This window comes from Psychrobacter sp. TWR1-1-1 (assembly GCF_049895865.1).
Lineage (GTDB): Bacteria > Pseudomonadota > Gammaproteobacteria > Pseudomonadales > Moraxellaceae > Psychrobacter > Psychrobacter immobilis_A.
The window spans coordinates 196,861-223,105 of sequence record NZ_JAFCTE010000003.1 but is presented as its reverse complement, the minus strand read 5'-3'; the positions used below and the strand labels follow the sequence as shown (position 1 = coordinate 223,105).

24 protein-coding genes are annotated in these 26,245 nt (G+C 42.5%); 8 read left to right on the top strand and 16 right to left on the bottom strand.

All coding sequences use genetic code 11. The annotated features are described in order from the left end of the window. Positions 1-117: 117 nt before the first annotated feature. Complete coding sequence (locus tag ACP69U_RS04730) at positions 118-1,011, bottom strand: LysR family transcriptional regulator (RefSeq protein ID WP_193008381.1); 894 nt, start codon at positions 1,009-1,011, stop codon at positions 118-120. Positions 1,012-1,108: 97 nt separating this feature from the next. Between ACP69U_RS04730 and ACP69U_RS04725 the strand changes: the two genes are divergently transcribed. Genes ACP69U_RS04725 through thrH form a run of 3 tightly spaced genes read left to right on the top strand, consistent with a single transcriptional unit; the run spans position 1,109 to position 2,579 of the window. Beyond that, complete coding sequence (locus ACP69U_RS04725) at positions 1,109-1,309, top strand: hypothetical protein (protein WP_045454801.1); 201 nt, start codon at positions 1,109-1,111, stop codon at positions 1,307-1,309. Further along, the gene (locus tag ACP69U_RS04720; protein ID WP_193008382.1) at positions 1,306-1,914 is read left to right on the top strand and encodes a LysE family translocator; all 609 of its coding nucleotides are present in this window, start codon (positions 1,306-1,308) and stop codon (positions 1,912-1,914) included. The genes ACP69U_RS04725 and ACP69U_RS04720 overlap by 4 nt, the downstream gene beginning before the upstream one ends. An 11-nt stretch (positions 1,915-1,925) precedes the next feature. Further along, positions 1,926-2,579: a bifunctional phosphoserine phosphatase/homoserine phosphotransferase ThrH gene (gene thrH / locus ACP69U_RS04715; protein WP_193008383.1), complete on the top strand. Its 654-nt coding sequence runs from the start codon at positions 1,926-1,928 to the stop codon at positions 2,577-2,579. A gap of 109 nt (positions 2,580-2,688) precedes the next feature. Here the strand turns inward: thrH and ACP69U_RS04710 are convergent, their stop codons facing one another. From ACP69U_RS04710 to erpA, 8 genes are all read right to left on the bottom strand, one after another. Next, complete coding sequence (locus ACP69U_RS04710; protein ID WP_055125679.1) at positions 2,689-3,864, bottom strand: type III PLP-dependent enzyme; 1,176 nt, start codon at positions 3,862-3,864, stop codon at positions 2,689-2,691. A 164-nt stretch (positions 3,865-4,028) separates the two neighbouring features. Further along, positions 4,029-4,583, bottom strand: a complete 555-nt coding sequence (gene def, locus ACP69U_RS04705; RefSeq protein ID WP_045442956.1) for a peptide deformylase — start codon at positions 4,581-4,583, stop codon at positions 4,029-4,031. Positions 4,584-4,897: 314 nt separating this feature from the next. Beyond that, complete coding sequence (locus tag ACP69U_RS04700; protein ID WP_045454808.1) at positions 4,898-5,152, bottom strand: GlsB/YeaQ/YmgE family stress response membrane protein; 255 nt, start codon at positions 5,150-5,152, stop codon at positions 4,898-4,900. Positions 5,153-5,521: 369 nt separating this feature from the next. Next, positions 5,522-7,045 carry a Mur ligase domain-containing protein gene (locus tag ACP69U_RS04695; protein WP_250163450.1) on the bottom strand — a complete coding sequence of 508 codons (1,524 nt, stop codon included), beginning with the start codon at positions 7,043-7,045 and terminating at the stop codon, positions 5,522-5,524. Positions 7,046-7,471: 426 nt separating this feature from the next. Further along, on the bottom strand, positions 7,472-8,110 hold the full coding sequence (locus ACP69U_RS04690; RefSeq protein WP_426137955.1) for a copper resistance protein NlpE N-terminal domain-containing protein: 639 nt from the start codon (positions 8,108-8,110) through the stop codon (positions 7,472-7,474). A 488-nt stretch (positions 8,111-8,598) separates the two neighbouring features. Beyond that, positions 8,599-9,126: a disulfide bond formation protein B gene (locus ACP69U_RS04685; protein ID WP_426137954.1), complete on the bottom strand. Its 528-nt coding sequence runs from the start codon at positions 9,124-9,126 to the stop codon at positions 8,599-8,601. A 76-nt stretch (positions 9,127-9,202) separates the two neighbouring features. Next, a complete protein-coding gene (gene gshA / locus ACP69U_RS04680; RefSeq protein ID WP_426137953.1) occupies positions 9,203-10,777 on the bottom strand; it encodes a glutamate--cysteine ligase in 1,575 nt (524 codons plus the stop codon). A 349-nt stretch (positions 10,778-11,126) separates the two neighbouring features. After that, complete coding sequence (erpA, locus tag ACP69U_RS04675; protein WP_404641660.1) at positions 11,127-11,507, bottom strand: iron-sulfur cluster insertion protein ErpA; 381 nt, start codon at positions 11,505-11,507, stop codon at positions 11,127-11,129. 467 nt (positions 11,508-11,974) lie between these two features. Here erpA and ACP69U_RS04670 point away from each other — a divergent pair, with 467 nt between their 5' ends. Continuing rightward, on the top strand, positions 11,975-13,996 hold the full coding sequence (locus ACP69U_RS04670) for an ABC-F family ATP-binding cassette domain-containing protein (RefSeq protein WP_426137952.1): 2,022 nt from the start codon (positions 11,975-11,977) through the stop codon (positions 13,994-13,996). A 110-nt stretch (positions 13,997-14,106) separates the two neighbouring features. Here the strand turns inward: ACP69U_RS04670 and ACP69U_RS04665 are convergent, their stop codons facing one another. After that, positions 14,107-14,469, bottom strand: a complete 363-nt coding sequence (locus ACP69U_RS04665) for a septal ring lytic transglycosylase RlpA family protein (RefSeq protein WP_045442968.1) — start codon at positions 14,467-14,469, stop codon at positions 14,107-14,109. Positions 14,470-15,041: 572 nt separating this feature from the next. Between ACP69U_RS04665 and ACP69U_RS04660 the strand changes: the two genes are divergently transcribed. Both ACP69U_RS04660 and ACP69U_RS04655 read left to right on the top strand, forming a co-directional pair. Beyond that, a complete protein-coding gene (locus tag ACP69U_RS04660) occupies positions 15,042-16,013 on the top strand; it encodes a DnaJ C-terminal domain-containing protein (RefSeq protein ID WP_426137951.1) in 972 nt (323 codons plus the stop codon). Positions 16,014-16,105: 92 nt separating this feature from the next. Beyond that, the gene (locus ACP69U_RS04655; protein ID WP_426137950.1) at positions 16,106-16,429 is read left to right on the top strand and encodes a chaperone modulator CbpM; all 324 of its coding nucleotides are present in this window, start codon (positions 16,106-16,108) and stop codon (positions 16,427-16,429) included. A 91-nt stretch (positions 16,430-16,520) separates the two neighbouring features. Here the strand turns inward: ACP69U_RS04655 and sstT (ACP69U_RS04650) are convergent, their stop codons facing one another. The 5 genes from sstT (ACP69U_RS04650) to ACP69U_RS04630 form a co-directional block, all read right to left on the bottom strand. Next, entirely contained in the window at positions 16,521-17,723 is a 1,203-nt protein-coding gene (sstT, locus tag ACP69U_RS04650; protein WP_060490156.1) for a serine/threonine transporter SstT, read from the bottom strand. Between the two features lie 215 nt (positions 17,724-17,938). Further along, positions 17,939-19,141 (bottom strand): serine/threonine transporter SstT, encoded by a 1,203-nt coding sequence (gene sstT, locus ACP69U_RS04645; RefSeq protein WP_426137949.1) that lies wholly within the window; start codon positions 19,139-19,141, stop codon positions 17,939-17,941. Positions 19,142-19,354: 213 nt separating this feature from the next. Then, the gene (locus ACP69U_RS04640) at positions 19,355-19,840 is read right to left on the bottom strand and encodes a DNA polymerase III subunit chi (protein ID WP_426137948.1); all 486 of its coding nucleotides are present in this window, start codon (positions 19,838-19,840) and stop codon (positions 19,355-19,357) included. Between the two features lie 36 nt (positions 19,841-19,876). Beyond that, a complete protein-coding gene (locus tag ACP69U_RS04635) occupies positions 19,877-21,556 on the bottom strand; it encodes a leucyl aminopeptidase (RefSeq protein ID WP_426137947.1) in 1,680 nt (559 codons plus the stop codon). A gap of 190 nt (positions 21,557-21,746) precedes the next feature. Further along, the gene (locus ACP69U_RS04630; RefSeq protein WP_426137946.1) at positions 21,747-22,367 is read right to left on the bottom strand and encodes a cysteine hydrolase family protein; all 621 of its coding nucleotides are present in this window, start codon (positions 22,365-22,367) and stop codon (positions 21,747-21,749) included. 564 nt (positions 22,368-22,931) lie between these two features. Between ACP69U_RS04630 and ACP69U_RS04625 the strand changes: the two genes are divergently transcribed. Both ACP69U_RS04625 and lptG read left to right on the top strand, forming a co-directional pair. Next, a complete protein-coding gene (locus tag ACP69U_RS04625) occupies positions 22,932-24,227 on the top strand; it encodes an LPS export ABC transporter permease LptF (protein WP_426137945.1) in 1,296 nt (431 codons plus the stop codon). Beyond that, entirely contained in the window at positions 24,227-25,453 is a 1,227-nt protein-coding gene (gene lptG, locus ACP69U_RS04620; RefSeq protein WP_426137944.1) for an LPS export ABC transporter permease LptG, read from the top strand. Before ACP69U_RS04625 ends, lptG begins: the two co-directional genes overlap by 1 nt. A 121-nt stretch (positions 25,454-25,574) precedes the next feature. On the opposite strand, the gene ACP69U_RS04615 is transcribed toward lptG, so the two are convergent. Then, positions 25,575-26,183 (bottom strand): class I SAM-dependent methyltransferase, encoded by a 609-nt coding sequence (locus ACP69U_RS04615; protein WP_045454832.1) that lies wholly within the window; start codon positions 26,181-26,183, stop codon positions 25,575-25,577. Positions 26,184-26,245 lie beyond the last annotated feature (62 nt).

Genomic DNA, 26,245 nt, shown 5'->3' with positions numbered 1-26,245 from the left:
TAAAAAACGCGCTCATGATGGGCGCGTTTTTTATTACTCATCTCTGATGTACTCGTCTATGTGACCATAACTAGAGAATGTTAGCCTTGTTTTTAGAGGGCAGATAGCCGACATACTTTACAACTTATCTTGCAAATTTTTCATAAATTGTTCTTTACTGCGTGTCATCTTTATTTTCAACCAGTTTTTAAATATAACCTTCCTTTCATCTTCGTAAAAAGGGTAGTAGGACAATAAATGATAAGAAGAACTGTCCGCTACGGGAGGATGTACCAATTCTAAAAATTCATGTGAGATTTCTTTTTCCACCATAAATATTGAAACAATAGCTGTTCCTAAACCAGCTAAACATCCCTCAATACACAAATAGAAATGTTCTAACACCATGTGTTCGTACGATAAAATGTCACTACTCACCAACTTAGACTTATTTATGTGTTGCCATAAATGTGGTCGAGAAGAAGTAAGTAAAAGTGTATTGGTCTGATCCGTTCTAGTGTTGCGAACAGCAACTATGTATTCTTCAATAATTTTTTCATGAAATATATTCTTGTCCCATTCAAAATCATTTCTGCGCAAGGCAATATCGATAGATTTCCCTTGAAAGTCTACGATTCCACCGCCCGTCAGTAACACAATTTCAAAGCCATAGTTTAGTGAGTTAAATTCAGCCAAACGCGGTATCAACCATTTCATAGAAATAGTAGGTTCGCAGGATAGTACCAATTGTTTCTTTTCATATTGCTGATTTTTTAAATCTACAAGACAATCGTCTAATCTTGCAAAAACTTGCTGGCAACAGGCGAAAAGTAAGCTGCCATTGGATGTAAGTATGAGCTTCTTGTTCACTCTATCAAATAAAATAAGACCTAAAGCATCTTCTAGATTTTTAATCTGTTTGCTTACTGCGCTCTGTGTCACAAATAATTTTTGAGATGCTAACGTCACGCTACCATGCTGTGCAACGTAATAAAAAAACTTTAGCGAATTTAAGGATATCTTTTCTATCATGCCAAAAACTCATAAACTATCATGTAAATAACTCAATTTTAGTTTACTGAAAAATATAGGAAGATACAACTAAATTGAATAACTACATGAGGTAAGTGTGAAAAACACAGGAAATATAGCTAATAGAAGTATAGAGCTAAATAAATTTAATAATATTGATAAGTTTGTATCCATCTTAGAAGATGTAGGATATGTTTTTATTGATAGTAAATTATTCCAAAAGCTACAAGATTATAGGAATAACAAAGTAGTTTTAAGAGATGTACTAGTTGTTACTTTTAAAGAGATAGACAAATGACGGAATTTTTAGCCGTTATTATGATTACTATTCTTGCTGTCATCAGTCCAGGCGCTGATTTCGCTATCGTGACCAAGAATAGCTACTTATATGGGCGCTCTATTGGTGTATTAACTTCTATTGGTATAGCGTTAGGAGTATTAGTCCATGTCGCTTATACCTTGTTAGCCGTTGCCATTGTCATGGAGTTTGCGCCCAATTTTTTGACTATCATAAAATATCTTGGTGCGTTTTATCTCATTTATATTGGCTATAAAACATTTAGACAAAAACCTGTAAAGGACGTGGGTTCTTCTACCTGCATCAGTTCTGCACAATCGTTACGATATGGTTTCTTTACGAATGCCCTGAATCCTAAGACTACCTTGTTTGTTATTAGCACCTATACGCAAATAGTTAGCGCTATCACCCCAAAATCTATTTTAATCGGTTACGGGCTGTTCATGTCTGTAGCTCATTTCATATGGTTTGCTCTAGTGGCTTTATTGTTCTCTCAGCGTACTCTAAGAGAAAAAATGTTAAATAAACAAGTAGCGATCAATCGAGTGATTGGTTTCATATTAGGTTTGTTAGGTGTATTTTTGCTCTTTACAAACTTAAACTAAGGAGAGTCAAAATGAATAAAGTAGCCTTTATTGATGTGGAAGGTGTTTTAGTCCCAGAGATATGGAAGTTTTTAGCTAAGCGCCTAAATATATCTGAGCTAAGCATAACAACAAGGGAAGTAGAGGATTATCAAAAACTGATGCTATATCGCATAGCTGTTCTAGAAAAGTATAAGATTACTCTGCCAAAAATACAAAGTATTATCGGGCAACTCAATCCAATTGAAGGAGCAAAAGAGTTTCTGCATGCATTGAAGATGAAAGGTTTTGAGATTAAGATCGTGTCAGACTGCTTCCGTGAATTACTTGAAGGATTCTTGCAGCAACTCGAAGTTCCAATGGACACTGTATATTGTCATCGTTTACAGGTCGATAGTGCAGGTTATATTAATAAAGTGCTATACAGTCGCCAGCATGGTAAACATGAGATTATAGGAAAATATCCTTTATCATTGGGAAATAGTATGGCAATAGGCGATGCGTTTAATGATTTTAGTATGTTAGAAGCAGTATCTCATGGATACTTATTCTCACCTTCAAAAGAGGTCTTAGAGAAAGCTTTACCTACATTTAATATCGTAAATAGCTATCAGGAGGTTGTAGATTCTATTGGCATAAAATTTTTCGATAATAATGCCTTTTGTCAGGGACATGGTAAGTTATAGACGCTCCGTTACTGGACTCAATAAAAGGGTACTTTTACAAGAGACCTACTGTCAATGGAAAACGCGCCCGTCATGAGCGCGCTTTTTATCGATAATAATCTATTACAGATTAGTCAACGTAGATCACTTCTAACGGTGGAAAACCATTGAACTCAATAGATGAATACGAGTTAGTATAAGCACCCGTGGTCAACCAAAAGATTTTATCACCAATCTCCAGCTCTTCTGGCAATTGATAGCCCGCTTCTTCATACATGATATCGGTTGAATCACAAGTAGGACCTGCCAGTACTACAGTGCCTTTGCTGGTTGATGTTTCCATCTTAGGCGTATAAACCGGATACTTGATGGCTTCACCCAACGTCTCGATTAAGCCTTGGAATAAGCCCACATCGGTATAGACCCAACGCGTTAAATCGGTGTGCGACTTACGCGAGATAAGCACCACATCACTGACCAATACGCCCGATCCACCAACCAATGAGCGACCTGGCTCAAGGATAATCTCAGGCATGTCTTCTTCACTATAGTCGTCTGTCAAATAACGAGTGATCTCTTCAGCGTAGACTTTTATAGGGTTCACTTCACTGATATAGTTGGCTGGAAAACCGCCACCCAAATTGATCATTTGTAGCTTAATATCTTCTTCGTTTTTCATCCAGTCAAACATGTATTTGACCTTGGCTAGCGCATCATCCCAAGCGGCAACGTCTTTTTGCTGACTACCGACGTGGAATGAGATGCCATAAGGCACTAGACCCAAATCACGAGCTTGAATCAACAGCTCAATCGCCATATTGGGATGACAACCAAACTTACGAGACAATGGCCATTCAGCGGTCTCAGAGCCTTGTACTAAGATACGTACAAAGATTTTTGAACCAGGAGCGTGCTTGGCAATATTTTTTAGATCCGCTTCTGAGTCGGTCGCATATAAGTCAATACCTTTTTCAAAGGCATATTTGACATGCTCCGCTTTTTTGATGGTATTGCCATAAGAGATACGCGATGGTTCAACGCCGCAGTCTAATACGCGATCAAGCTCATAGATGGAGGCACAATCAAAGTTCGAACCAAGATCAGCAAGCAGGTTAATCACTTCAACAGCAGGACTGGCCTTCATTGCATAATGGATTTTAGCATTGGGAAAAAACCCAACCATTTCATGATATTTCGTTTTGATACGGCTAAGGTCCACGACCAAAAATGGCGTCTCGCGACCTTCAGCAGCTTGAGTGAATTTCTGCCAGCCGGCAGGGTCAAAATATTGGTCAATTTTGATCATGGTCATGGTAGGAAACCTTTAATAAAGACAGTAGGTGTTAAAGAGTAAATGCTCGCATCACGTCATTGTCATCTCACATTAGTGTCATCACGCATCTCACAGGTAATGAAACCTTGCGTCCATGCTGATTAAATGACGTAAAAATAGCTTAGAGGATGAATGGACTAAGAATGGCTGGGCTGTGGCTGTTTATCCGCCATTTGTTCGCCTTGTTTTTCGCGTATTTTAACGATTTTACGCACTTTATCGCGAGCACGAGTTTGCTTGAGACGTGATAGGTAATCGACGAATATGACCCCATTTAAATGATCCATTTCATGTTGGATACATACCGCGAGTAAGCCTTCTACTTCTTCATCGATTTTTTGACCATTCTCATCTAAGGCTTCAATGCGCACTTTGTTTGGGCGCTCGACACTGTCATAGACTTCAGGTACGGACAAACAACCTTCTTCATAGGGCTGTTTCTCTTCTACCAAGGGTGTCACCTTTGGATTGATAAAAACTCTAGGGCTATTTTTATCTTCAGACAGATCCATGACGATGAGCTGAATATGGCGATCCACTTGGCTTGCCGCCAAACCGATACCTTGTGCCTCATACATCGTCTCAATCATATCAGCGATTAAGGTTTTGATTTCAGCAGTCACTTCCTTAACAGGCGTAGCAATAGTACGCAGGCGCGGGTCTGGGTAATTTAAAATAGGGAGTAAAGCCATAACGCTCACCTCAATGATAGGGATAAAATAGGGTTGATATTATAGGATAAATGGGGACAAAAGTAATGCTTATCAATACTTTCGCACAATTATTGCTTTTTATCATCGTAAAAAATCAAGGAGGTCGCTTTTATTATAGGCATAAAAAAGCCCTGCAATTCGCAAGGCTTTTTTATTTATATAAGCTAGATTAGATGTAATCTGACTTGCATAAGTAGAGCTGCTTTTTAGTAAATTGAGTTTAGTAAATCAAATCACTTCTGAGTCATTAAAGTCACTTGGGGCAGCTAAAACATCTGACCAAAAGTGCAAAGTTATACGCCACGTTTGCTCATAATCATCTCGTAGATAAATAACAGGATGATCGCACCTATTACTGAGAATATCAAACCAGTAAATCCGCCATCAGCATTGATACCGATAAGACTAGCTAAGAAGCCACCTAATAAAGCACCGACGATACCCAATACAATCGTCATTATCCAGCCCATCGGGTCGCTACCTGGCTTGATAGCTCGTGCCAATAAACCTGCAACCAGACCTACAATAATCATCCAAATAAAGCTCATATTATTCTCCTAATTTATTATCATTTATAATAGTTAATCAATTTTGATAAGCTCATTGTAAGCACTGTATAGACGTAAAGGTAAGCGCGAAATGTTACCAGTGTATGAGCTATGTGAGGAAAATCGTAGATTTGCTAATATGCAGGTAGAATAGGTAAATGAAAGGTTACAAAGGTAGTGAAGTCGAAAACGCCATTTATATATTAAGGCATTTTTGGATATCGACGCTCCCTAATACTGATACGTTCTATAGTAATCGCAAGTAATCAGAAAAAGTTGATCATAAAAAAACGTTGCTCATTTATAATAAGCAACGCTCTTATTTGACACCAGAACTAGACCAGCTAGATTATTTGTTGCGTAGCTTTATTAAGTGGCTTTACTACGTAGCGCAGTTAATAAGCGTTGATGAATACCTTCAAAACCGCCATTCGACATAATCACAATGGCGTCACCCGCTTTTGCGTGCGTGTCGATATGCTCGATGATAGCATCGATACTAGAGAGCACCTGTTGGTTGCCCATGTTAGGATTTGCGCTATTGGCATTTTCAATGACTTCTTTTAGACCCCACTCCAGTCCTGTCGGCTCATACCATAAGGTATGATCGGCGAGAGCAGCAGACTCAGCCAAGCTGTCTTGATGAATGCCCATTTTCATGGTGTTACTACGTGGTTCAATAATCGCCCAAATGCGTCTGTCCGCCAGTTTCTTCTTGGCACCATCTAAGGTCGTAGTAATGGCCGTAGGGTGATGAGCAAAATCATCAAAGACTAAGATATCATTGACATCGCCAATCAGCTCCATCCGACGTTTAATGCCCGCGAATGCTGATAACGCCGCGCACGCAGTTTTGACACTGACGCCGATGTTATAAGCCGCTGCGGCAGCAACCAAGGCATTATTCACATTATGCATGCCGCTCATCGACCAATCGATGACTCCCGTGGCTTCTTCATCAGCAATATCAGCCGCAAAACTAACCGCAAATTGACCACCATCTTCGCTGATAAGTTCAGCTTGCCAATCACTACTATCTTTTACATGCTTATCTTTTGCATGGGTATTATCTGTTGCATAGGTATTATGTGCCGCTGAATTCAATACTGCTGTCCGCCAAACGGGTGTCCAAACCCCTTTCGCTAACGTCTCCTCTAAGCTGGCAGTCGCTGTGGGCATAATGATTTTGCCCGTGCTTGGAATCATGCGCACCATATGATGGAATTGGGTCTGAATAGCTTCAAGATCCGCAAAAATATCCGCATGATCAAATTCTAGATTGTTTAAAATAGCCGTACGCGGACGGTAATGAACGAACTTTGAACGCTTATCAAAAAATGCAGAATCGTATTCATCCGCTTCGATAACGAAATAGCCAGTATTTACCGAATCGTCATTATCAATTTTGTCAGCACCCAAATAACTGCTGTGAGCGAAGACGTGCTGTAAATGCTCATCAGTGGTATCAACCAGTGGCACACCGCCGATTAAAAACCCAGTATCGATACCCGCATAGTGCAATATCCAAGCGAGCATAGTCGTCGTCGTGGTTTTACCGTGAGTACCGGCAACGGCTATCACATGACGCGATTGTAATACCTGCTCAGATAAAAACTGTGGTCCTGAGGTATAGCGTAGACCTGTGTCCAGCATATATTCGATGACATCCATACCGCGCTTCATGGCATTACCAACGACGACTAAATCTGGTGCTGGTTGTAAATGCTCTACCAGATAGCCTTGCTCAATGGTCACGCCCGCGTTTTCCAGTTGGGTGGACATCGGCGGATAAACGTTGGCATCTGAGCCCGTGACCGTATGCCCAAGCTCGCGCGCTAGCAATGCCAGCGAGCCCATAAAAGTACCACAAATACCAAGAATATGAATATGCATAGACGTTCCGTACGAGCTTAAATTAAAAGAATAAAAATGGAGCATTGTCCCAAAAGTTACCGATATTAACCGTGGTTTATTCTAGGATACGCTCAACCTAATGATCATCAGTCTTGGCTATAATTAAAATATCATAAATGGTGACGGCGTTAACCGTGCTTCATGTACCAAACGTACTATTGACGCCCGCTTGCCTTATCTCTACTTTATATTGCTTCGACCCTATATTCTGTCACAAAAACAGTATAGGTTCGCCAAATAGCAGCGTCGAAAACAAGCCCTTATTGTAAAGTAAACACCGCATGATGACCAATAAAAAACGCCCAACAAGTAGGCGTTATTAAAAGGATGGTTTTGCTCATTGAGCATCACTATATTCAGAGCACCTAAAATTTAGAGCCTCTAAATGTTTATGCCGCTATTTTATTATTTACGCGACAGGGTATAATCATTGTTAGGTTTTTTATGTTCATCCATTAAGACAAGATGATTGTCTTGAATATGATACGCTTCAATGTTTTTGTCTTCATAGACAATCGTAATCATATCATTGTCTTGACGATAGACACCAGGTTCAAACAGGGGTGCATTCGGCATTTCCGGATTGTTATCTATACTGGTTTTTAGCACTGAACCATCAGCGAACAAATTCAATGTAATATCGGTGCTATCACAAGATTTACAGGGTACCATGCCACCATAATCGCCCATTAACGTGGCTTGTAACGTGCCATTACGCGGCTCTGAGCGTGTCAGCGATTGATGGGGATATGCACCGTTACTCGATTGGGCAGCTGCAATCAGCGATTGTCCTTCTGACACTTTATCTAGCTCACTACCCGCATTTAATAGATTGGTCTCTGACAAGTTCTCTGCGCTAGCTTGTGCGCTGTTCTCTTCTACATGATCGATAGGGGCGACCTTAGTCGTCATAGCTTTATCGCCGCTAGACGAGGTACTATCACAGCCGATGAGCAGCACACAGAGGGGCAGCGCTAGCAAACAACGACCACCGCGTTTGAGGATAGTTAGTGTGTTAGAACAAGTAGGCAAAAAATATATCATGGTCACACCAAAAAACAGTTTTTTAATAGTCATTCCAAATGATTATCGACACTATCGACAACTCAATACGTTGTCAAAAAGGAAAGATAATAGGAAGTATAAATGTTTAAATTAGAGTAGAAGACTACGAGACTACAAGTGCCATCTGAGGCTAGGCGGCAAGAAGAAGCTATCGGTAGCCTATCGCCAATCAGTCAACAGTGATGGATATTTGAAACGCTATTTTACCCATCAAAAGCAAATAAACTGTGTCAAGATATCAAAGGTTAAAGATATCTCTGTGGCCTTTTTGTTATGATAGGTTTAGCCATGAGCTAAGAATAATGGTTTAACATTGATAGATATGACGAACGAAAATTATCGGAGATATTCAATAGTGGTTCATTAAAGAACAGACGTTTAGTAATAAATACGCCTGTTCGTTTGGAAAAATGGATCTAGCAAAAACGAAGGATATAGCAAAAAGCAACGTATGGGCTAATTCGCTATCAAGCAAGGCGGCTAGGGGCAACAGGTCGTAAAATGCGCCATAATATCAACACGTGTACAACCAATAGCAGACTAAATAGAATCAAAGATTGTTCAGGAATACTTAGACCCATAAATGTCCACTCAACAGAGGCACATTCGCCAGAACCTGCAAAAACTTCTTTAAATACTTGCAAAATCGGTAGCGTATCTAGCCAATAATCCAGCCCTGGACCACAAGAAGGTACTTGATCGGCAGGTAGATGTTGTAGCCAAACATGACGTCCAGCCACGGCAGTCGCCCAGCCGATACCTGCTAAGCTACCAAGCCATAATACCAATCTAACTGCCTTAGATTTAGGATTGAATAATGCCGCTATCAAAGCAAAACTGCCCATGATTATGAGGCCAATACGCTGAAAAATACACAGTGGGCAAGGCGAAAATCCCATATAGCGCTGTAAAAAAAACAGCGCAAAACTCATACCTATCACGGCTATTATCACCAAAAATATTTGCAAATTGCGGTAAGTGGTCAGCTTTAGCATCGGGCAGTTACTCTTATAAAATAGTCATCTATACACGTTAAGTGGCGGTCAGAACTCAGAACTCAGCAATCAAAACTTAGCGATATTGCTGTAAAAATTCCATAAAATCTTCAGTTTCGGCTTTTTCAATCTCAGCTTGCTGTAATATCGATTTTTCTGCCAACACTTCATATTTGGCTTGGGTGTTCGGACTAAGCGTCTGCTGTAATAAAGACTCACGATGCTGCTGCGCCAAGGTAAAGCCAAGCTGCCATAAGCTGCCTAAACGCTGACTATCAGAGTTTACTTGTGCTGAAATGGTCGATTCTGAGTGCCCTGCTTTGCCTTGCATTAACGCGACTGCTGCACGGTAATCGTTGCCGCCATAATGCGCATCAAGTAGCGCGGCAAGTGGTTGCATACGTTCTAAATGCACCAGCATCCAGCTCTCAAGTAATTGCTCTTCGCCGTTGTTTATAATGTGTAAACCTTCGCGGCGACCTTCGTTTACCACGCGCTCAAGATTGATGGCTAAGGTCTCTTCTTCCTCAGGTAATAGATCAGGTGAGTCGCTCAGCAGACAGTACAGCGCCATGACCTCTAAGAAACAAGCGCTAGACAGACGAATACCGACATCGCTATAAGGGTCTAGATCGATGGCACGGAACTCAACATAAGCAATACCGCGACGCTCCAGTGCTTCTGTCGGTGTCTCACCGCTCATCGCGATTTGTTTTGGGCGGATAGGGCTATAGTATTCATTTTCTATTTGTAAAATATGATTATTGATTTGAATAGGATTGCCGTCGGCATCATCTAAGCCAAGCTTTGCAAAGCTTTCGTGCGGTGTCTGAATCGCACGGCGCAGCCCATCGACATACTCTGGCAGATAGTTATAACGAATATCGAGCTGTTCTTGCACACTATTGGTATAGCCAAGCTTGCCCATACGTAGACTGGTCGCGCCAGGCTTATAATAGGTTGAGTCGTTGAGTAGCTCTAAATCATGCTCACGACCGGCTAAGAAACAAGGACAAACGCTAGGACTAGCACCCAGTAAATACAGCACCAAACTGGTCAAGCGCTTAAAGTTACGGATAAGCCCTAAGTACTTTTCGTTTTTGAATTCTGCCAGCGTTTGTTCTTGCGCCGCGGGCGTTTCAGCTTGCCAGACTTCAAATAACCCGTCGCCAAAAGACAAGTTATAATGCAAACCTGCAATCGTTTGCATGCGGCGACCATAGCGGATACCAAGCCCGCTACGGTATAGCGTCTTGAGCTTACCCGTATTAGAGCTGCCATAATCAGCCAGTGGGATGTCTTCGTCATTCGATGACAGCATACAAGGCATAGACAGCGGCCACATCAGTTCACCTTCAGGCATGGCTTGATAGACCAGTACGTGCAACTGACGCAGCATGTTTAGCGTCTCTTTTGGTGAGGTTTTGGGGTCAGTAATTAGCTCAAGTAGGCTTTCTGAATAATCAGTTGTGATAAACGGATGGGTGAGCTTTGAGCCAAGTTTGGCTGGATGCGGTGTCTGAGCCAAGTAGCCATCGGGTCTTACGCGCAGCCCTTCTTTTTCGATACCGCGGAGCATGCCCGTTAAATGCTTGCTATCAAACCAATTAGGAATGTCAAAATTCACAAAGCTACTCGCAAAATTACTCATAATAGTCATCTATTGTTATTTATTATGGCGGCTCAAAACACGACTGGCGTTTGACCATAATGAAGGTAAATATTGGATTAAGAATGCCGTCAGTTTAGCTCAAAGCTGCCCTGAAAACCACGGACAATTACAAATACGATAAGCTTTACAGGCGCTCATTCCTCTTGATTTTAATAGGTATTTCAATAAAAAATTTTATGCACAGCGCATTACTGTTTTCTAAAAAACGCATAAAACAAGAAGCATCTACCTACGAGATAGATGCTTCAAAAGTACGACGTTAAGCTGTTTATGATAGCGTTGACTAACGAGGGAGGTATCTTGATCAAAAGTCATGCGTCTCGCCAACTTAAATAGAGAAGGATGAGCCACAGCCACACGTGGTGGTGGCATTTGGATTGGTGACGATAAAGCGTGCGCCTTCTAATCCCTCAGTATAGTCAACGGTAGAGCCTTGTAAATACTGATAGCTTAGTGAATCGACGACCAAGGTTACATCGTCATTATCAAAATTGGCATCGTCTTCATTCAGCTCATTGGCGAAGTTAAAGCCGTAAGAAAAACCTGAGCAGCCGCCGCCCGTCACATAGACACGCAACATCAGAGCGCTGTCGCCTTCTTCTTCACGTAGACGTCGCACCTTTTGTGCAGCGCTATCGGTTAAGCTTAAAACAGTTGGGTCTACTGGCTGGCTGGCGCTTGGATTAAATTGGTTGGCTGATTCGTTCATATCTACCTCAGTTGCTAGGATCAAATGCGGTCGTCCAGTTAGGGTTTGCAATGAAATAGTTGCAAATAAAGATACGCACGGCGTTTGATTCAATTGGGTGCTGTTATTATGGCGCTGCTATTGGTATGACTAATGGCGCATTATAAATATGATATCTGTGTCATTACAACGATTTGGTTGATAACGGGCACTTATCTCATCGCAGTATATCATAATGGGGGTATTGATTCGTTTGTCAAGAGTGACGCTACTGGCTGAAGGTGGCTGATTGATACTAGCGGTTATTATCCCCATAAACTCATGCTAAGAGAAAGACTTTTTGTGCGAATAAACACTTGGTTTTGAAATAGTTATTTAATCGTTTGCCTATGGGGCAAGCGTTTGAAATAATAGCCGCCAGTTAACATGCCAGATGTGTGTTTTTTATTGCCTTATATTTTATATTACTGTTGAGTTGAAGAGATTATATGATCGAATTTAAAGACGTTGGTGTTCGCCGTGATGGTCGAGAGTTGTTTGCAGGGGCAAGCTTCCAGCTACATCCGGGTCACAAAGTTGGCTTGACGGGCAACAACGGCACCGGCAAATCTACCTTATTTGCCTTATTGTTGACGCGAATGGGCAGAGGAGATACCGAGGTCACGCTTGATAGAGGTGAAGTCAGTATTCCTGATAGCTGGCATGTTGCACACATGGCTCAGGAAGTTGGTGCTACGACGCAGTCTGCGATCGATTATGTATTGAGCGGTGATGAGCAGTGGTATGAGATTAATGCTTCTTTGAATGATTTGAGTAGCGTCAGTGATGAGCAGATTGGGGTATTGCATCAGCAGTTTGATGAAATTGATGGCTATCGTACACCCACTAAAGCGGCACAAATCATGGCAGGTCTTGGTTTTAATACCAGCCAGCATGAATTACCCGTAGAAGGGTTTTCGGGTGGTTGGCGCATGCGTCTAAACCTTGCCAAAACCTTGATGAGCCGTGCAGACTTAATGTTACTCGATGAGCCGACCAACCATTTGGATTTGGATGCGATTTTGTGGCTTGAAACATGGATCAATGCCTATACTGGTCTGGTTATCGTCATCTCGCATGACCAAGCCTTTTTGGATGCCACCGTCGGTCATATCTTGCATGTTGAGCAACAAAAAATCACCCTTTATACTGGTAATTATCAGCAGTTTATTCGCACCCGTCACGAGCGTATGGCACAGCAGCAGCAAGCGTTTGAAAAACAAGAAGCGACTAAAGCACATTTGGATGACTTTATTCGTCGTTTCCGTGCCAAAGCCAGTAAGGCTAAGCAAGCACAAAGCCGTATCAAGCAGCTTGAGCGCATGGCTGAGCTGTCACCGATGATGGCGGACAACCCGTTCTCTTTCCGCTTTTATGAGCCAGCAAATATGAGCTCACCACTGATTGAGCTGACCAAAGCGGATATTGGCTATAGCGATACGCCACTTCTATATAATGCCAATGTGCAAGTGACGCCGGATACGCGTCTTGGCTTGCTGGGTATGAATGGCGCAGGTAAATCAACACTGATTAAAGCGCTGGTCGGTGAGCTTGGCGTATTAACAGGGACGTATCGTGTTTCGGATACCTTAAAATTAGGCTATTTTAACCAGCATCAAATGGATATCTTGGATGCCAAGGCCACGCCTATAGAGATGTTGCGTCGTCTAGCCGGTAAAACCTCTGATGCGATGTTACGCTCGTTTTTAGGCAGTTTTGACTTCCGCGGTGAGCGTATTGATACGCCGAGTGAGCTATTCTCTGGGGGCGAGCGTGCGCGTTTGACCCTGGCATTGATTGTTTGGCAACGTCCGAACGTTCTGGTACTCGATGAGCCGACCAACCACTTAGATTTACAAATGCGCCAAGCGCTGACCATCGCCTTGCAAGGATTTGAGGGGGCAGTGGTACTGGTTTCGCATGATCGTGAGTTGATTGCCAACGTCTGTGATGAGCTGTTTTTGGTACATGATGGTCAAATCGAGGAGTTCGATGGCGACATCAGCGACTACGGTAAGTGGTTGGCAGAGAAGCGTAAACAAGAGAACTCATCAGATAAAAATACCAGTAAGAAGAAAAGTAAAAAAGAGAGTAAGAAATTCGTTTCACGTGAAACAGATAATGGTCAAGTGAGTAATAAAGCACCTGATCATTCATCAAAAAGTAAAGCGACGACGCCTACGCTTAGTAAAGATGCGCAGCGCAAATTGGCGGCTGAACAACGCAAACTCACCGCGCCTATTCGCCGTGAGATAGAAGAAATAGAAAAGGCATTGGCTAAAATTGATGGACAGCTCGTGACGCTTGAAGAAAAACTGGCTGATACGGATTTGTACGAAGAAGGTCGCAAGTCTGATTTGCTGTTATTACTTAACGAGCAAACGGCATTGCAGCAGCAGCACAGTGACAATGAAGAAAAACTATTGCTTTTGATGACGACATTAGAAGAAATGGAAGCGGGTTTTGAGTAGAGAGCTGTTCGTTATAGTAAATAGTAGGTTTTGATTGTTTTTTAATCTATATTTGCTTGATAATACAGTCACAAAAAAGGGAGAGCGCTGGCTCTCCCTTTTTTATTACGTTATTCCTTACGGTATTTACCATCACCATAAGACAGTATTTCCATTGTGGTCGTACATAACTGACAGTTTATTTGACCAGCAGCGGCTTTCGATAAATCCAAAATACGACCCCGAATGAAAGGGCCTCTATCGGTAATTTTTACGATTACACTCTGCTTTGTCTTCTTGTTGGTCACTTGTACCTTCGTACCAAACGGCAACGTGCGATGCGCAGCGGTCAAAGAGTTCATGTTGAAGATACTACCACTAGCAGTGCGTTTACCGTGGAACTGACTACCGTAATAACTGGTGTTTCCAGCAAAAACGGTGGTACTCAGCAATAGTGATAATGTGATAACCAAAGACTTGATTAAATAAGACATTTAATACCTTTAAGCAATTTATAAAATAGACAGATACACTTGCCTATGTTATTCATACTCCCTATGAGTATAAACAATATATTCATTTTACAACACATACTTTGTCATATTCTTACGGTTCTGTAAAAGAACTACCAAGGTCAAAACGCTCATTTATGCACGCTAGCTACTGAATACTAGTGATCTATATGTAATTGTTTTAAATACTGATTTACATTGTTAATGGTATTTTTGGCTTGACTCTCTATTTTTTCATTAGGGCGAGTGTTAAATTGATATGACGTCTGTGGTTATCAAAGAATAGTAATGCCAGAATTATAGAGAAACACATCACTACCGTGGCACAAGTGAATAACAATGTATTAAGTGCTTCAAACAACCTAAACACTGCTGTTGTTCGGCACTATTACTGGTAATATTTGTATAACGGTATTGAATTTTTATATTACTATCATTATTAGATAGACTATCGTTACCACCTGTTATGTCGCAGTTGAATAAATTTCCGTACCATATCGTTTAAAATGGGCATACCAGTATCATTAACATGCTTTTATGTTGAGGACAAAAACATGGCAGAGAAAAATTACTATGACATTTTAGGGGTCAAAAAAGACGCGTCAGCTGCAGATATTAAAAAAAGATACCGTAAGCTTGTCCGTCAATATCACCCTGATGTGAGCGATGATCCAGATGCAGACAATAAGATTGCTGAGATTAATAATGCTTACGAAACCATTAGAGATGAAGAAAAGCGTGCTGAATATGACGCCATGCTAGACAATCCCTTTGCTGGTCAAAGTGGTGGTTTTGGTGGTCAATCTGCAAGTGGCGGGCAAGGCGGCTATCGCTGGGAAGATATCAAAGATCAGTTTGGTGAAGGCGAAGCTTATGGCGATGGTGGCTTCCGCTTCGATGACATCTTTTCGGCATTTGGTCGCGGTGCGGGTGGCCAATCGCAGCGTGGTGGTTTTGGCTCGCAAGATAGCAAAGGTCAAGATCAGCACGCAGAGATTACAGTTGATTTGGCGTCCGTTTATAATGGCGACGACTACAGCATTAAGTTGAATGTCCCTATTCGTCAACCGAATGGCAGTGTCGAGTATGACAACAAAACGCTGAAAATTAAAATCCCTAAAGGCATTACTGATGGCAAGCAAATTCGCCTAGCAGGGCAAGGTGCCGCTGGTATTGGTGGCGGTAAAAACGGCGATTTATTTTTAAAAGTAAAAATCCGTCATGCAGACAATATCCGTATCGAAGGCGCTGATGTTTATCAAACCGTCAATATAGCACCATGGGAAGCGGCGTTGGGTGAAAAAATCAACGTCAGTACGCCAGCTGGTACGCTTGCTGTGACTGTGCCTAAGAACAGCAAGTCTGGTAGCAATTTACGTCTAAAAGGTAAAGGTATCCCTGCTAAGCAAGCGGGTGATTTGTATCTAACCTTAAACATCGTGAACCCTGATATTAGCACTGAGGCTGCGACCCAAGCTTATGAGCAACTAAAACAAGCCTTTGCCGATATCAATATTAGTCGTTAATGGCCACCAAAAATTACTCACATTGAAACACTGTAATAGAGATGAAGACCATACGATAACGATGAAATAAAGAGCAAACGAGGATAATAGCTATGAAACACTCGCCTGAATTTACCGACATTATCATGAGCTTGGATGAGCTGGTATCTGCCTGTGGCCAAGAGCGCCAATGGGTCATCGAATTGATTGAAGAGGACATCATCGAATATGATGTGCCGGAACGTGAGCAGTTCACTGGTTATCAGCTGACGACAGTGCGCCGTGCCTCGCGCCTTAGCCGCGACTTTGAAGCCAGTGTTCCTGCGATTGGCTTGATACTTGAGTTATTGGATGAGCTCGAACAATTACGCCAATTTAAACGCCAATTAGATATGCAGACACCAGTGATTGAAATTGAAATCGATCCTTCAAAATAACTTATATCCCTTTATTCGGTACGTAAAAAATCAGCATAAAAAAAGGGTCTCTAAAATGAGACCCTTTTTTTACAAATAATATATTTAGCGTTTAACGCGCATATTTTGGATCAGCTGCTGCGGTGAACAGTACATCCGTTGAAGAGTTCAACGCCGTTTCGGCTGAATCCTGTATCACACCAATAATAAAGCCAATCGCAACCACTTGCATAGCGATATCATTTGGAATACTAAATAAGCTTGCTGCTAATGGTATAAGCAATAATGAACCACCAGCGACACCAGAGGCACCGCACGCACTAATGGTTGCAACCAAACTGAGTAGCAGTGCTGAGGCAAAGGTCACTTCAATACCGAGTGTATGCGCGGCTGCAAGCGTTAAGACGTTAATCGTAATCGCCGCGCCGGCCATATTAATGGTCGCACCCAGTGGAATCGTTACCGAATAAGTATCTTCGTGTAGACCCAGTTTGCGGGCAAGGTTCATATTGACGGGAATGTTAGCAGCCGAGCTACGCGTAAAGAATGCGGTAATCCCTGACTCACGCAAGCATTTGAATACTAGCGGATAAGGGTTTTTGCCCGTTTTGATCAGTACAATAATAGGATTAGCAATCAAAGCGATAAATAGCATACAACCGACCAGTACCATCAAGATACGCGCATAACCTGCCAAAGCCGCAAAGCCTGTCTCAGCGACGGTGTTGGCGACCAAACCCAAGATACCAAAAGGTGCTAGGGCAATGACCCACTTCACCACTTGGGAGATGGCGTCAGAAAAATCACCGACCACAGCGCGTGTGGTATCACTGGCTTGGCGCAGGGCGAAACCGATGATAATTGCCCACGCTAAAATACCAATATAGTTGGCTTCAGCGATGGCATTAACTGGGTTTGCGACCAGATTTAGTAGTAGATTGGTCAGTACTTCTTTGAGGTTGGCTGGTGGGACTTGCTCAATTGTGGCGTTGACCAATACCAGTTCTGTCGGAAATAAAAAGCTCGCGCCGACAGCTGTCAGTGCGGCTAAAAAAGTGCCAAACATATACATGATAAGCACAGGCTTGACGTAAACTTCATTACCGCTGCGATGTTGGCTAATGGCCGCCATGACCAACACAAATACCAGTATCGGTGCAACGGCTTTTAGTGCTCCTACAAATAAGGTACCCAACAATCCTAAGGCAATACCGATATCTGGTGCCAACCAACCTATCAATACTCCCGCTATCAAACCGATAATAATAAGTGGTACTAGACCAATGCGCTTATACATCGCAAAAAATGAATACATCCTTACCCCGACAATCTAATGAATAATAAAAGAGATCAAGCCATTTTATGTTTTTTGCTTTACTAGTCTCATACTCGTATAAAGGTAAGATTCGTAAAACAGAATAAAAATGGGTAAAGTATAACCAAAAAAAGGGCAGTTAAGCCCTTTTTTTATTTTTATACCTATCAATTAAGGTGATTGGTTTGTTATGGTCGTCTTTAACACACCCAACATTAGCGTGCGTATTTTGGATCAGCAGCGGCAGTAAACAAGACGTCTGTTGATGAGTTCAATGCGGTCTCTGCGGAGTCTTGCAGCACACTAATAATAAAGCCAATAGCCACCACTTGTAGCGCAATGTCATCAGGAATATTGAATAAACTGGTCGCCAAAGGAATGAGTAGTAATGAGCCACCAGCGACGCCAGAGGTGCCGCCAGCACTAATCGTAGCGACTATACTGAGCAGTAGTGCTGAGCCAAAGGTCACTTCAATACCGAGTGTATTCGCGGCTGCAAGCGTTAACACATTAATAGTAATCGCGGCACCTGCCATATTAATAGTGGCGCCTAATGGCAGGGTGACTGAATAAGTATTTTCATGTAAGCCTAATTTGCTGGCAAGGTTCATATTGATAGGAATATTGGCAGCAGAGCTACGGGTAAAAAACGCAGTAATACCAGATTCACGTAAGCAGGTGAATACCAGTGGATAAGGGTTTTTACCTGTTTTGAAATATACGAGGAGAGGGTTGGTCACCAAAGCAATAAACAACATACAGCCTATCAGTACTAGCAAAATTCGTGCATAGCCCAATAACGCAGCAAAGCCAGTATCAGCGACGGTATTGGCGACTAACCCCAAGATACCAAAAGGTGCTAGCGCGATGACCCATTTGACTACTTTTGAGATGGCATCTGCAATGTCATTGACAGTGCTGCGAGTCGTCTCGCCAGCTTGTCGTAGCGCAATGCCAATAATAACGGCCCAAGCTAATATACCGATATAATTAGCATTGGCTAGTGCAGCAACTGGATTGGCGACGAGACTGAGTAATAAATTGTTCAATACTTCTTTTAAGTTTGCTGGCGGTACTTGCTCGATGGTCGCATTCACTAACGTCAATTCGGTTGGGAACAAAAAGCTGGCACCAACAGCGACCAAAGCGGCTATAAAAGTGCCTATCAGATATAAAAACAGCACCGGTTTTACATAGACCTTATTCCCGCTACGATGTTGACAGATAGCTGCCATCACTAAGAAAAATACCAGTATAGGGGCAACGGCTTTTAGGGCACCTACGAACAGGGTCCCCAAAATACCTAAGGCAATACCCACACTTGGCGCCAGCCATCCTATCAAAGTACCTAGTACTAAACCGATAACAATCAGCGTTACCAATCCTATTCGTTGGTACGTCGCTATTAATGAATGCATTTTTACCCCTTTAGTCCATTTGGAAATAAATATTAGCTTAAAAATCGTTAGCTTAACGACCGAAGGATGTTAGCATTTTTTGTGATAAGCGCCTACTGACAGATTTTATAAGGCAGTAGGCAATAACGTACTTATAAGCCTCTAAGAATTTTAAAAGTCAAAATTTAAGCACAAAAAAACGCCATAACTGGCGTTTGATTTTGTAATAGAAGACTAAACTTTGAAATGGGTAAGCTCATACCCTAATTGCTGGTAATGCTTATATTTAGCGCGTCCTGCCTCAGTGCTGACCATATCAGGTTTGATAAGCTCTAAAATACGAGTTGGCAACGTATTGCTGGTAGCATTTATAAAGTCATTAACGGGACGTATCGTAGTATTGAGTACGATCCCTTTAAAATCGGCTGGCATATAGCTGGCAAGCAACACTGGTGCTAATAATTTATGATTAATATCAGTATTAGCAACATCCATATCAGCGCCTTCTGTATTAGAATCTAAAAGGCGTTGATGTGGTATAAAGCTCGTATCTTCTTGTGCCCAAAGCGCTTTATCGAGCTCACCAATTAACGTTTCATCCTCAGCAAGGATTAATAACGATTGGCTGCTCTTGTTGAGCGCCGTCTGGGTCAGCTGACAAATAAAGCCCAAGAAATCTTGGGCTTTATTCTCAGTTAATACATAAAAGCTAACTTTCATAGAGTGGTTTTCATTGAGTGATGATTCATCAATAGATTATGCCATATTTGCGCTATTTTTTAGGTATTGCATAAATAATGGCACAGGACGACCAGTCGCGGCTTTGTCTTGACCTGAAACCCATGCCGTACCAGCGATGTCTAAATGCGCCCATGCTTGGCCTTCTTCGATAAAGCGCGATAAGAAACAGGCAGCAGTCACAGCGCCAGCACCTTTACCGCCGATGTTTTGTATATCAGCGATAGGTGAGTCAATCTGCGCTTGATATTCGTCATCCATTGGCATGTGCCAGATTAGATCGCCTGATAGGTTACTGGCGTTTTCTAAGTCAAACAACACATCTTCGTCATTACTAAAGACTGCCGAGCGTACATGACCCAACGCAACCACACAAGCACCAGTCAAGGTTGCGACATCAATGATGGCTTTTGGCTGATAATACTTCTGCACGTAGCATAAGGTATCGCACAATACTAAACGACCTTCAGCATCGGTATTCAGGATTTCAACGGACTTACCGTTCATTGCTATGATGATATCGCCAGGGCGCGTTGCCTCTCCTGATGGCATATTTTCAGCACAAGCTAGGGCACCGACGACATTGATCGGTAGACGCGCTTCACATAATGCTTTTAGAGTACCAAGTACCGCAGCAGAACCGCCCATATCAAATTTCATCTCATCCATCGCCGCACCCGGCTTGATTGAGATACCACCTGAATCGAAGGTAACACCTTTACCGACTAAGACGATAGGCGCGTCATTATTTGCAGCATTGGCATTGTCTTCGCTATTCTGTTCAGCATTTTTAGCGGCTTTTTTGCTAGCAGCTTTGGTTGGTAATTTATCAGCCAACGCTTTTAGACCGCCAGCGACTTTTGCGCTGTTGGTGGTGGCTTTGTTAGTATCGCTATCAGTATTGGCGCTAAAATTAGACTTGCCGCGATACTCCATGAGTACCAGTTTGCCTTCTTTGGTAGAGCCTTGCGCGACCGATAAGAAGCAGTTCATACCCAGTGCTGACATCTCGTCTTCACCAAGTACCGTTACTTTTAAGAGGTCAGGATAAGTGTTTGCCAATTCCTGTGCTTGCTCAGCCATATACGCTGGGAAACAGATATTACCCGGCTCATTGGCAACATCACGGGTCAAGCTTTGACCAGTAAAGACCGCTTGTGCAAAGTCTAACGAATCTTCTAAAGATGGCTCTGCCAATAAGTAGATATCCGTTAAAACAGGCGTTTGCTGCTCAGATTTGTACTTGTCAAAACGATAGCTTGCTGCCAGTAGGCTCAGCGCAAATTGGCTAAACTGGTTTTCTTCTAAGCTATCGCCCAGCACTACAGTGATAGAATCGACGCGTTTTTGGGTGCTCTTATAAATGGTCTTAGCAATTTTTTCTAGAACGCTATGACGCAATTTATCAACATTACCCACACCGACCAATAATAGCTGTACTGGATTTTCTTTGGTGGTTTTCTTATCACCCGCTAGCGCATAGTCAGCGACGGTTTCGCAAGCTTTGCCGTTAAAGTGCGATACTTCAATCAATTGCTCAATACGGGTTTGATAATCGCTCAATACTGACTCAGCTAAGATATTTTTTTGATCATCGATTAAGACGACGAGGCAGGCCGCGTCTTTACTTTTGGCTTCTTTTTTGAGGATTTTTTGCGTATGGGTTTTTGGCAGTGTTTGGGTTAATTTAATATTCATATATTTATCCTTATTGGGGTTATGACATTATAGTTATGACGTTAGCGCTATGAAAATGGCAGATTTTTTTAATTGCTGATACCTGTTAAATTATCAGATTGTTTGGCCAATCAAGCAATCGCAATAGTGTAGCATATTGCGAGGTGAGTGCGCAGTGAGCAAGGTTTAGGTCATGGGTTCGAACCGCTTATTAGCTATTAACTAACTCATCGGTTGCTACTAAAGCGGCAAATCTATCTTGCAGTGCTGCCATCGCGGTAGCATGCATGGTATCAGCGCTGATTTTCTCTTTTTTATAGTCAGGCAGGTCGCGAGTGGCACAAGCATCATGGCAAACAAAACTGTCAAAGCCTAAATCAAAGGCGGCTCTCACGCTTGAGCTAACACACATATGACTCATAAAGCCTGCAAAAATAATTTGCTGTTTTTGTGCAGCTGAAATAAGTGCTTGCAGCTGGGTATCATGGAACGCATTGGGATTTTTTTTGACGATGACGGTTTCGCTATCCTTTGGTTGTAATTCAGCGATAATCTCGACGTTAGATGATAAGGGATCAAAAACGTTGCCATTATCTGCGCCGTGATGGGCGATATGAAAGATAGGGACGTTCTGTTTACGAGCTTTATCCAGTAATAGGCGCGCATTTGCAATGGCGTTAGCACCAGCTTGCCCCAATGGCATCGTACCATCGACATATTCGTTTTGATAGTCAATAAAAACCACGGCGCAATTTGACCAATCGAGCGTATCAAATTGACCACCAGCGATTTCAAGTAAAGTAGAAGGGGTAGAACCGAGTTTATTTGTCATTAGTATTCTCCATTGGGCGAGATAATTAGGAATTTTTAGTTTTCTCAGTTTAACAAGTAATCCTAATGGTGCGAGGGCAGTGATACGAATGACACACAAAGGTTTCCAAATGACATCAAGTAAAAAGGTCATGCAAAGACTTAATAAAAAGGCTTCTTAGATAAGACAAACTAATGAGTTAAATGCTCATTATTCTTTTCATATCTTATCTATTATTAGTGAGCCATACAGCGTTATAGCAAGATGGACGCAATGTTTGCAAACACATTTCACAGCCATTTTTGAGCAAAATATGCTAGGATTAGCGGTTATCTTTATCGCTAATTTTTACAGCATGTCGCTAACCCGTCTCGCAGATATTTTCATATCTTTTACCGTTGCTTTTAGGGCTGTTTAAGTATCTGATTGAGCAGCACGGTCTTGTATTTCTATTGTCCAGTTATCGGTATCAGCTATTGTATTTAGAGCGGTCCATAATTGTCAGTGTTTGCCAATAAAGCTGCGATAAATCGTGCGACTATCAACCTTTTTAAAAGAGTGCCCATTGTGATATTACGCCGCTATATGACTCAACAAGTTGCCTCAACGACCGCATTGGTTTTGGGGTTTTTAGTGGTGATGATGCTGGGCGGTCGTTTGATCCGTTACTTTGGTATTGCCGCAGAAGGCAATTTAGATATCAGCTTGTTATTTACCATCATTGGTTATAATTTGCCCTACTTTTTAGAGCTTATCCTGCCATTAGCATTTTTTATCGCTCTCATGCTGGTATTCGGGCGGCTGTATGTCGATCAAGAAATGGCGGTGATTAATGCCAGTGGGGTGTCGCGTGGTAAACTTGCCCGTTTGATGACGCCTTTAATATTGGCATTGTTCGTTGGGGAAGCGGCTTTATCTATCGTTGGTAAACCGTGGGGCGTACGCTCATCGGAAAGTGTCTGGCAACAGCAAGCATTGACCAGCGCGTTTGATTTGATTCGTCCCAATGAATTTATTAGTAGTGGCAATTATCATTTGTATGTGGGCAGCTTGAGTGATGATAAAAAGCAATTGCAAGATGTGATATTGATTCAATCTGAGCCTGAAAAAAAGGGCAGTGCCTCTAAAAACAACACTGCCAAAGAGGCTGCCGTCGATGTTAAAAACACCATCGATCCCGAAACAGCTGAGCAATTAAATATTTCAGACATACCAAATATGCCAACGGCGATTACTAATAATACCAACATCAGCAAAGATACTATTACGTTGGCTAAGCGTGCCGAGCAAGTAGACACGGGTAATAGCGGTGTGACCCAATTGGACTTGTTCCAAGGACGGCGTTATGAAGTCGGTGCTGGCAGTCTGAAATATAATCAAGTGGGCTTTGATCGTTACCGCATTACTTTGACAGAATCCTCAAAAGAAGTCATCAACGAAGATAATATCGAAACGCAAGCGATTGGACCATTATGGCAAGCCGCGACGGGTGGTACGGCAAGTAGTGGCAACTCGCTGCGTGTGGCACAAAGTGAGCTTGGCTATCGTCTAGCATTGCCGTGGTTGATGATCATTGCACCAATGCTCGCTGTACCACTGGCGCAAGTACGTCCGCGTCAAGGTCGCTGGTTACGCCTTTTCCCTTCTATTTTATTGTTTGTCAGCTGTGCGCTGGGTATTATTTCACTCAAAAACGCTGTGAGCAAAGGCAGCGTGAGCGTCTGGGCATATGCGTGGCTCATTTTAGGGTTTATGGCATTGGCACTTTATATGAATTGGGGTAGCCGTGTGCAGCATCGATTACGCTTTCGCAAACCGAAGAACACACCTTTAACGGTTGCCGATCATCAGAGCAGTGGCTCACAAGGAGGGCAGTCCTAATGAGTGTCTTATCTTCTAAACCATCTAATCCTGACTCGAAAAATGCTCATGCTAAGTACGCTCGCAAACCTGCCAAACTAAAAGTGCTGAGCCGTTACGTCAAGCTGAACGCTTTGCTCGCAATCGTCGGAGCTGTCATAGGCTTGTGGGCATTACAGCTGGTATTCTCTTATTTGTCTGAGCTGGATTCGTTAGATGATAGCTATACCATGGGCGAGGCGATTAAGTATATTTTTTATCGCTCGCCTTATTTTTTAGAGCAATTTATTCCCACTGGCGCATTGCTAGGTGCAGTGGTTGGCTTGGGCTTGCTTGCCAATAAAAGTGAGCTGGTCGTGATGCGTGCCGCTGGCGTCAGCGTTTATCGTATCGTCGGTTGGGTATTGCAGCCTGCTTTGATTTTTGTGTTGCTCGCATTGATTATCAATCAGTTCGTGCTGCCACACTCTAATCAATTGGCAAAAGAAATCAACGATGAAGACAGCAGTTCATTGGTCACCTCGGTACGCGGTTATTGGACGTTGCAGCCACGCTTTGAGAGTACAAAAGACGGCAGTGCCAAGCCAGATGGTAGCGATATTTTGTATATCGATTATGCTGATGTACAAGGTAATATCGGTGAAGTTAAACGCTGGCATTTAGACAATAATGGCAATCTGCAAACGGCCATTCACGCTGAGGGTGGTAAATATATTGGTCGTGAACCTGTTAATCCTGCCAGCAGCAAACCGAGCGAGCAATATCGCTATGAGTGGCAGCTGAACAACATGACCAAGCTGATGATTAATCAGGGCTTTGAGAGTAGCCAAGCCATCTCACCGTCAGATACCTTAAGCCTGCCCTTTGCCCCTGAATCGGTATATCTGCTTACCCGTAAGGCAGAGGATTTGTCATTGACCCAGCTGTACGAGCATCGTCAATTTATGCGCAGGCAGGGCACGCGCTCGTTAAGTCATGAGCTGGCTTTTTGGCAAAAGCTACTATCACCGCTATCAATTTTATCGCTGGTGATTGTTGCCTGCTCATTCGTCTTTGGCTCACTACGTACGCATAGCTTAGGCTTGCGTATCGTCGTGGCATTATTGTTTGGCTTGCTATTTAGTTACGTGCAAGACTTGGTTGGCTTTGTCTCATTGGCGACTGGATTTTCGCCGTTATTAATGGTGATATTACCGATTATCGCCAGTGCGATATTGGGTGGCTATTTGCTCAAACGGCAGATGTAGCCAGATATCATTTGCCATAAAGAAGCCCGCTAGATCATGACGATTTAGCGGGCTTCTTTGACTATACGTATTGTAGGCTAAGCAATTTTGATACAGCTAATCGTATTTTTGGCGTTTGGTATTAGTCTTTAGTCGCCATGGTAATCGTATAGGTTTTGCCTTGTTTGATCTTTTCGCTGTTGCCAAACACTTCGGTAAACGAGCGCTTCATAAACTGACGCAAGCCATTGATGGTGACCACGTAAAAACGCCCACCTTTACGCATACGAGCATAAGCATCAAGGAAATACAGATAATGCTGCTCTTTACCTACTTTGGCTGGCAAGTTTGACATCACCAAGCTAAAGTCTTTGTCTTTCGCCACGTGATTGAAGCCATTTGATAAATGCACATCAACATTTTTTAGACCGTTTTTCTCACAGTTACGGCGCGCATATTCGACTGCCATAAAATCTTTATCAATCAACGTATGCAGACCGTTTGGACACTCACGCGCTGCCGTCATACCGAGTACGCCATAGCCACAGCCCAAATCGATCGAGTCGTCATCCGCTTCAAAGTCAATATAATCAAGCAGCATCAAGCTACCGTCATCGAGCTTTTGCGGTGAAAAAATGCCCCATGTGGTCGAAAAATCAAATGGCTTACCCAGTACGTCTTGGCGAAAGTTAATATCTTCACGCCAATGTTGGGCATTTTTTAGTAGGTCAGCAGGTGGTCTATGGCTCATGAGCTTCTCGGATAATGGATAAGTAAAAGGTGGTGCATTGCTCAGTTATGCAGCGTGCACAT

Coding starts and splice junctions, on each gene's coding strand:
- ACP69U_RS04730 (WP_193008381.1), bottom strand. CDS start 1,011: ATGATAGAAAAGATATCCTTAAATTCGCTAAAGTTTTTTTATTACGTT.
- ACP69U_RS04720 (WP_193008382.1), top strand. CDS start 1,306: ATGACGGAATTTTTAGCCGTTATTATGATTACTATTCTTGCTGTCATC.
- thrH (WP_193008383.1), top strand. CDS start 1,926: ATGAATAAAGTAGCCTTTATTGATGTGGAAGGTGTTTTAGTCCCAGAG.
- ACP69U_RS04710 (WP_055125679.1), bottom strand. CDS start 3,864: ATGATCAAAATTGACCAATATTTTGACCCTGCCGGCTGGCAGAAATTC.
- def (WP_045442956.1), bottom strand. CDS start 4,583: ATGGCTTTACTCCCTATTTTAAATTACCCAGACCCGCGCCTGCGTACT.
- ACP69U_RS04700 (WP_045454808.1), bottom strand. CDS start 5,152: ATGAGCTTTATTTGGATGATTATTGTAGGTCTGGTTGCAGGTTTATTG.
- ACP69U_RS04695 (WP_250163450.1), bottom strand. CDS start 7,045: ATGCATATTCATATTCTTGGTATTTGTGGTACTTTTATGGGCTCGCTG.
- ACP69U_RS04690 (WP_426137955.1), bottom strand. CDS start 8,110: ATGATATATTTTTTGCCTACTTGTTCTAACACACTAACTATCCTCAAA.
- ACP69U_RS04685 (WP_426137954.1), bottom strand. CDS start 9,126: ATGCTAAAGCTGACCACTTACCGCAATTTGCAAATATTTTTGGTGATA.
- gshA (WP_426137953.1), bottom strand. CDS start 10,777: ATGAGTAATTTTGCGAGTAGCTTTGTGAATTTTGACATTCCTAATTGG.
- erpA (WP_404641660.1), bottom strand. CDS start 11,507: ATGAACGAATCAGCCAACCAATTTAATCCAAGCGCCAGCCAGCCAGTA.
- ACP69U_RS04670 (WP_426137952.1), top strand. CDS start 11,975: ATGATCGAATTTAAAGACGTTGGTGTTCGCCGTGATGGTCGAGAGTTG.
- ACP69U_RS04665 (WP_045442968.1), bottom strand. CDS start 14,469: ATGTCTTATTTAATCAAGTCTTTGGTTATCACATTATCACTATTGCTG.
- ACP69U_RS04660 (WP_426137951.1), top strand. CDS start 15,042: ATGGCAGAGAAAAATTACTATGACATTTTAGGGGTCAAAAAAGACGCG.
- ACP69U_RS04655 (WP_426137950.1), top strand. CDS start 16,106: ATGAAACACTCGCCTGAATTTACCGACATTATCATGAGCTTGGATGAG.
- sstT (WP_060490156.1), bottom strand. CDS start 17,723: ATGTATTCATTTTTTGCGATGTATAAGCGCATTGGTCTAGTACCACTT.
- sstT (WP_426137949.1), bottom strand. CDS start 19,141: ATGCATTCATTAATAGCGACGTACCAACGAATAGGATTGGTAACGCTG.
- ACP69U_RS04640 (WP_426137948.1), bottom strand. CDS start 19,840: ATGAAAGTTAGCTTTTATGTATTAACTGAGAATAAAGCCCAAGATTTC.
- ACP69U_RS04635 (WP_426137947.1), bottom strand. CDS start 21,556: ATGAATATTAAATTAACCCAAACACTGCCAAAAACCCATACGCAAAAA.
- ACP69U_RS04630 (WP_426137946.1), bottom strand. CDS start 22,367: ATGACAAATAAACTCGGTTCTACCCCTTCTACTTTACTTGAAATCGCT.
- ACP69U_RS04625 (WP_426137945.1), top strand. CDS start 22,932: ATGACTCAACAAGTTGCCTCAACGACCGCATTGGTTTTGGGGTTTTTA.
- lptG (WP_426137944.1), top strand. CDS start 24,227: ATGAGTGTCTTATCTTCTAAACCATCTAATCCTGACTCGAAAAATGCT.
- ACP69U_RS04615 (WP_045454832.1), bottom strand. CDS start 26,183: ATGAGCCATAGACCACCTGCTGACCTACTAAAAAATGCCCAACATTGG.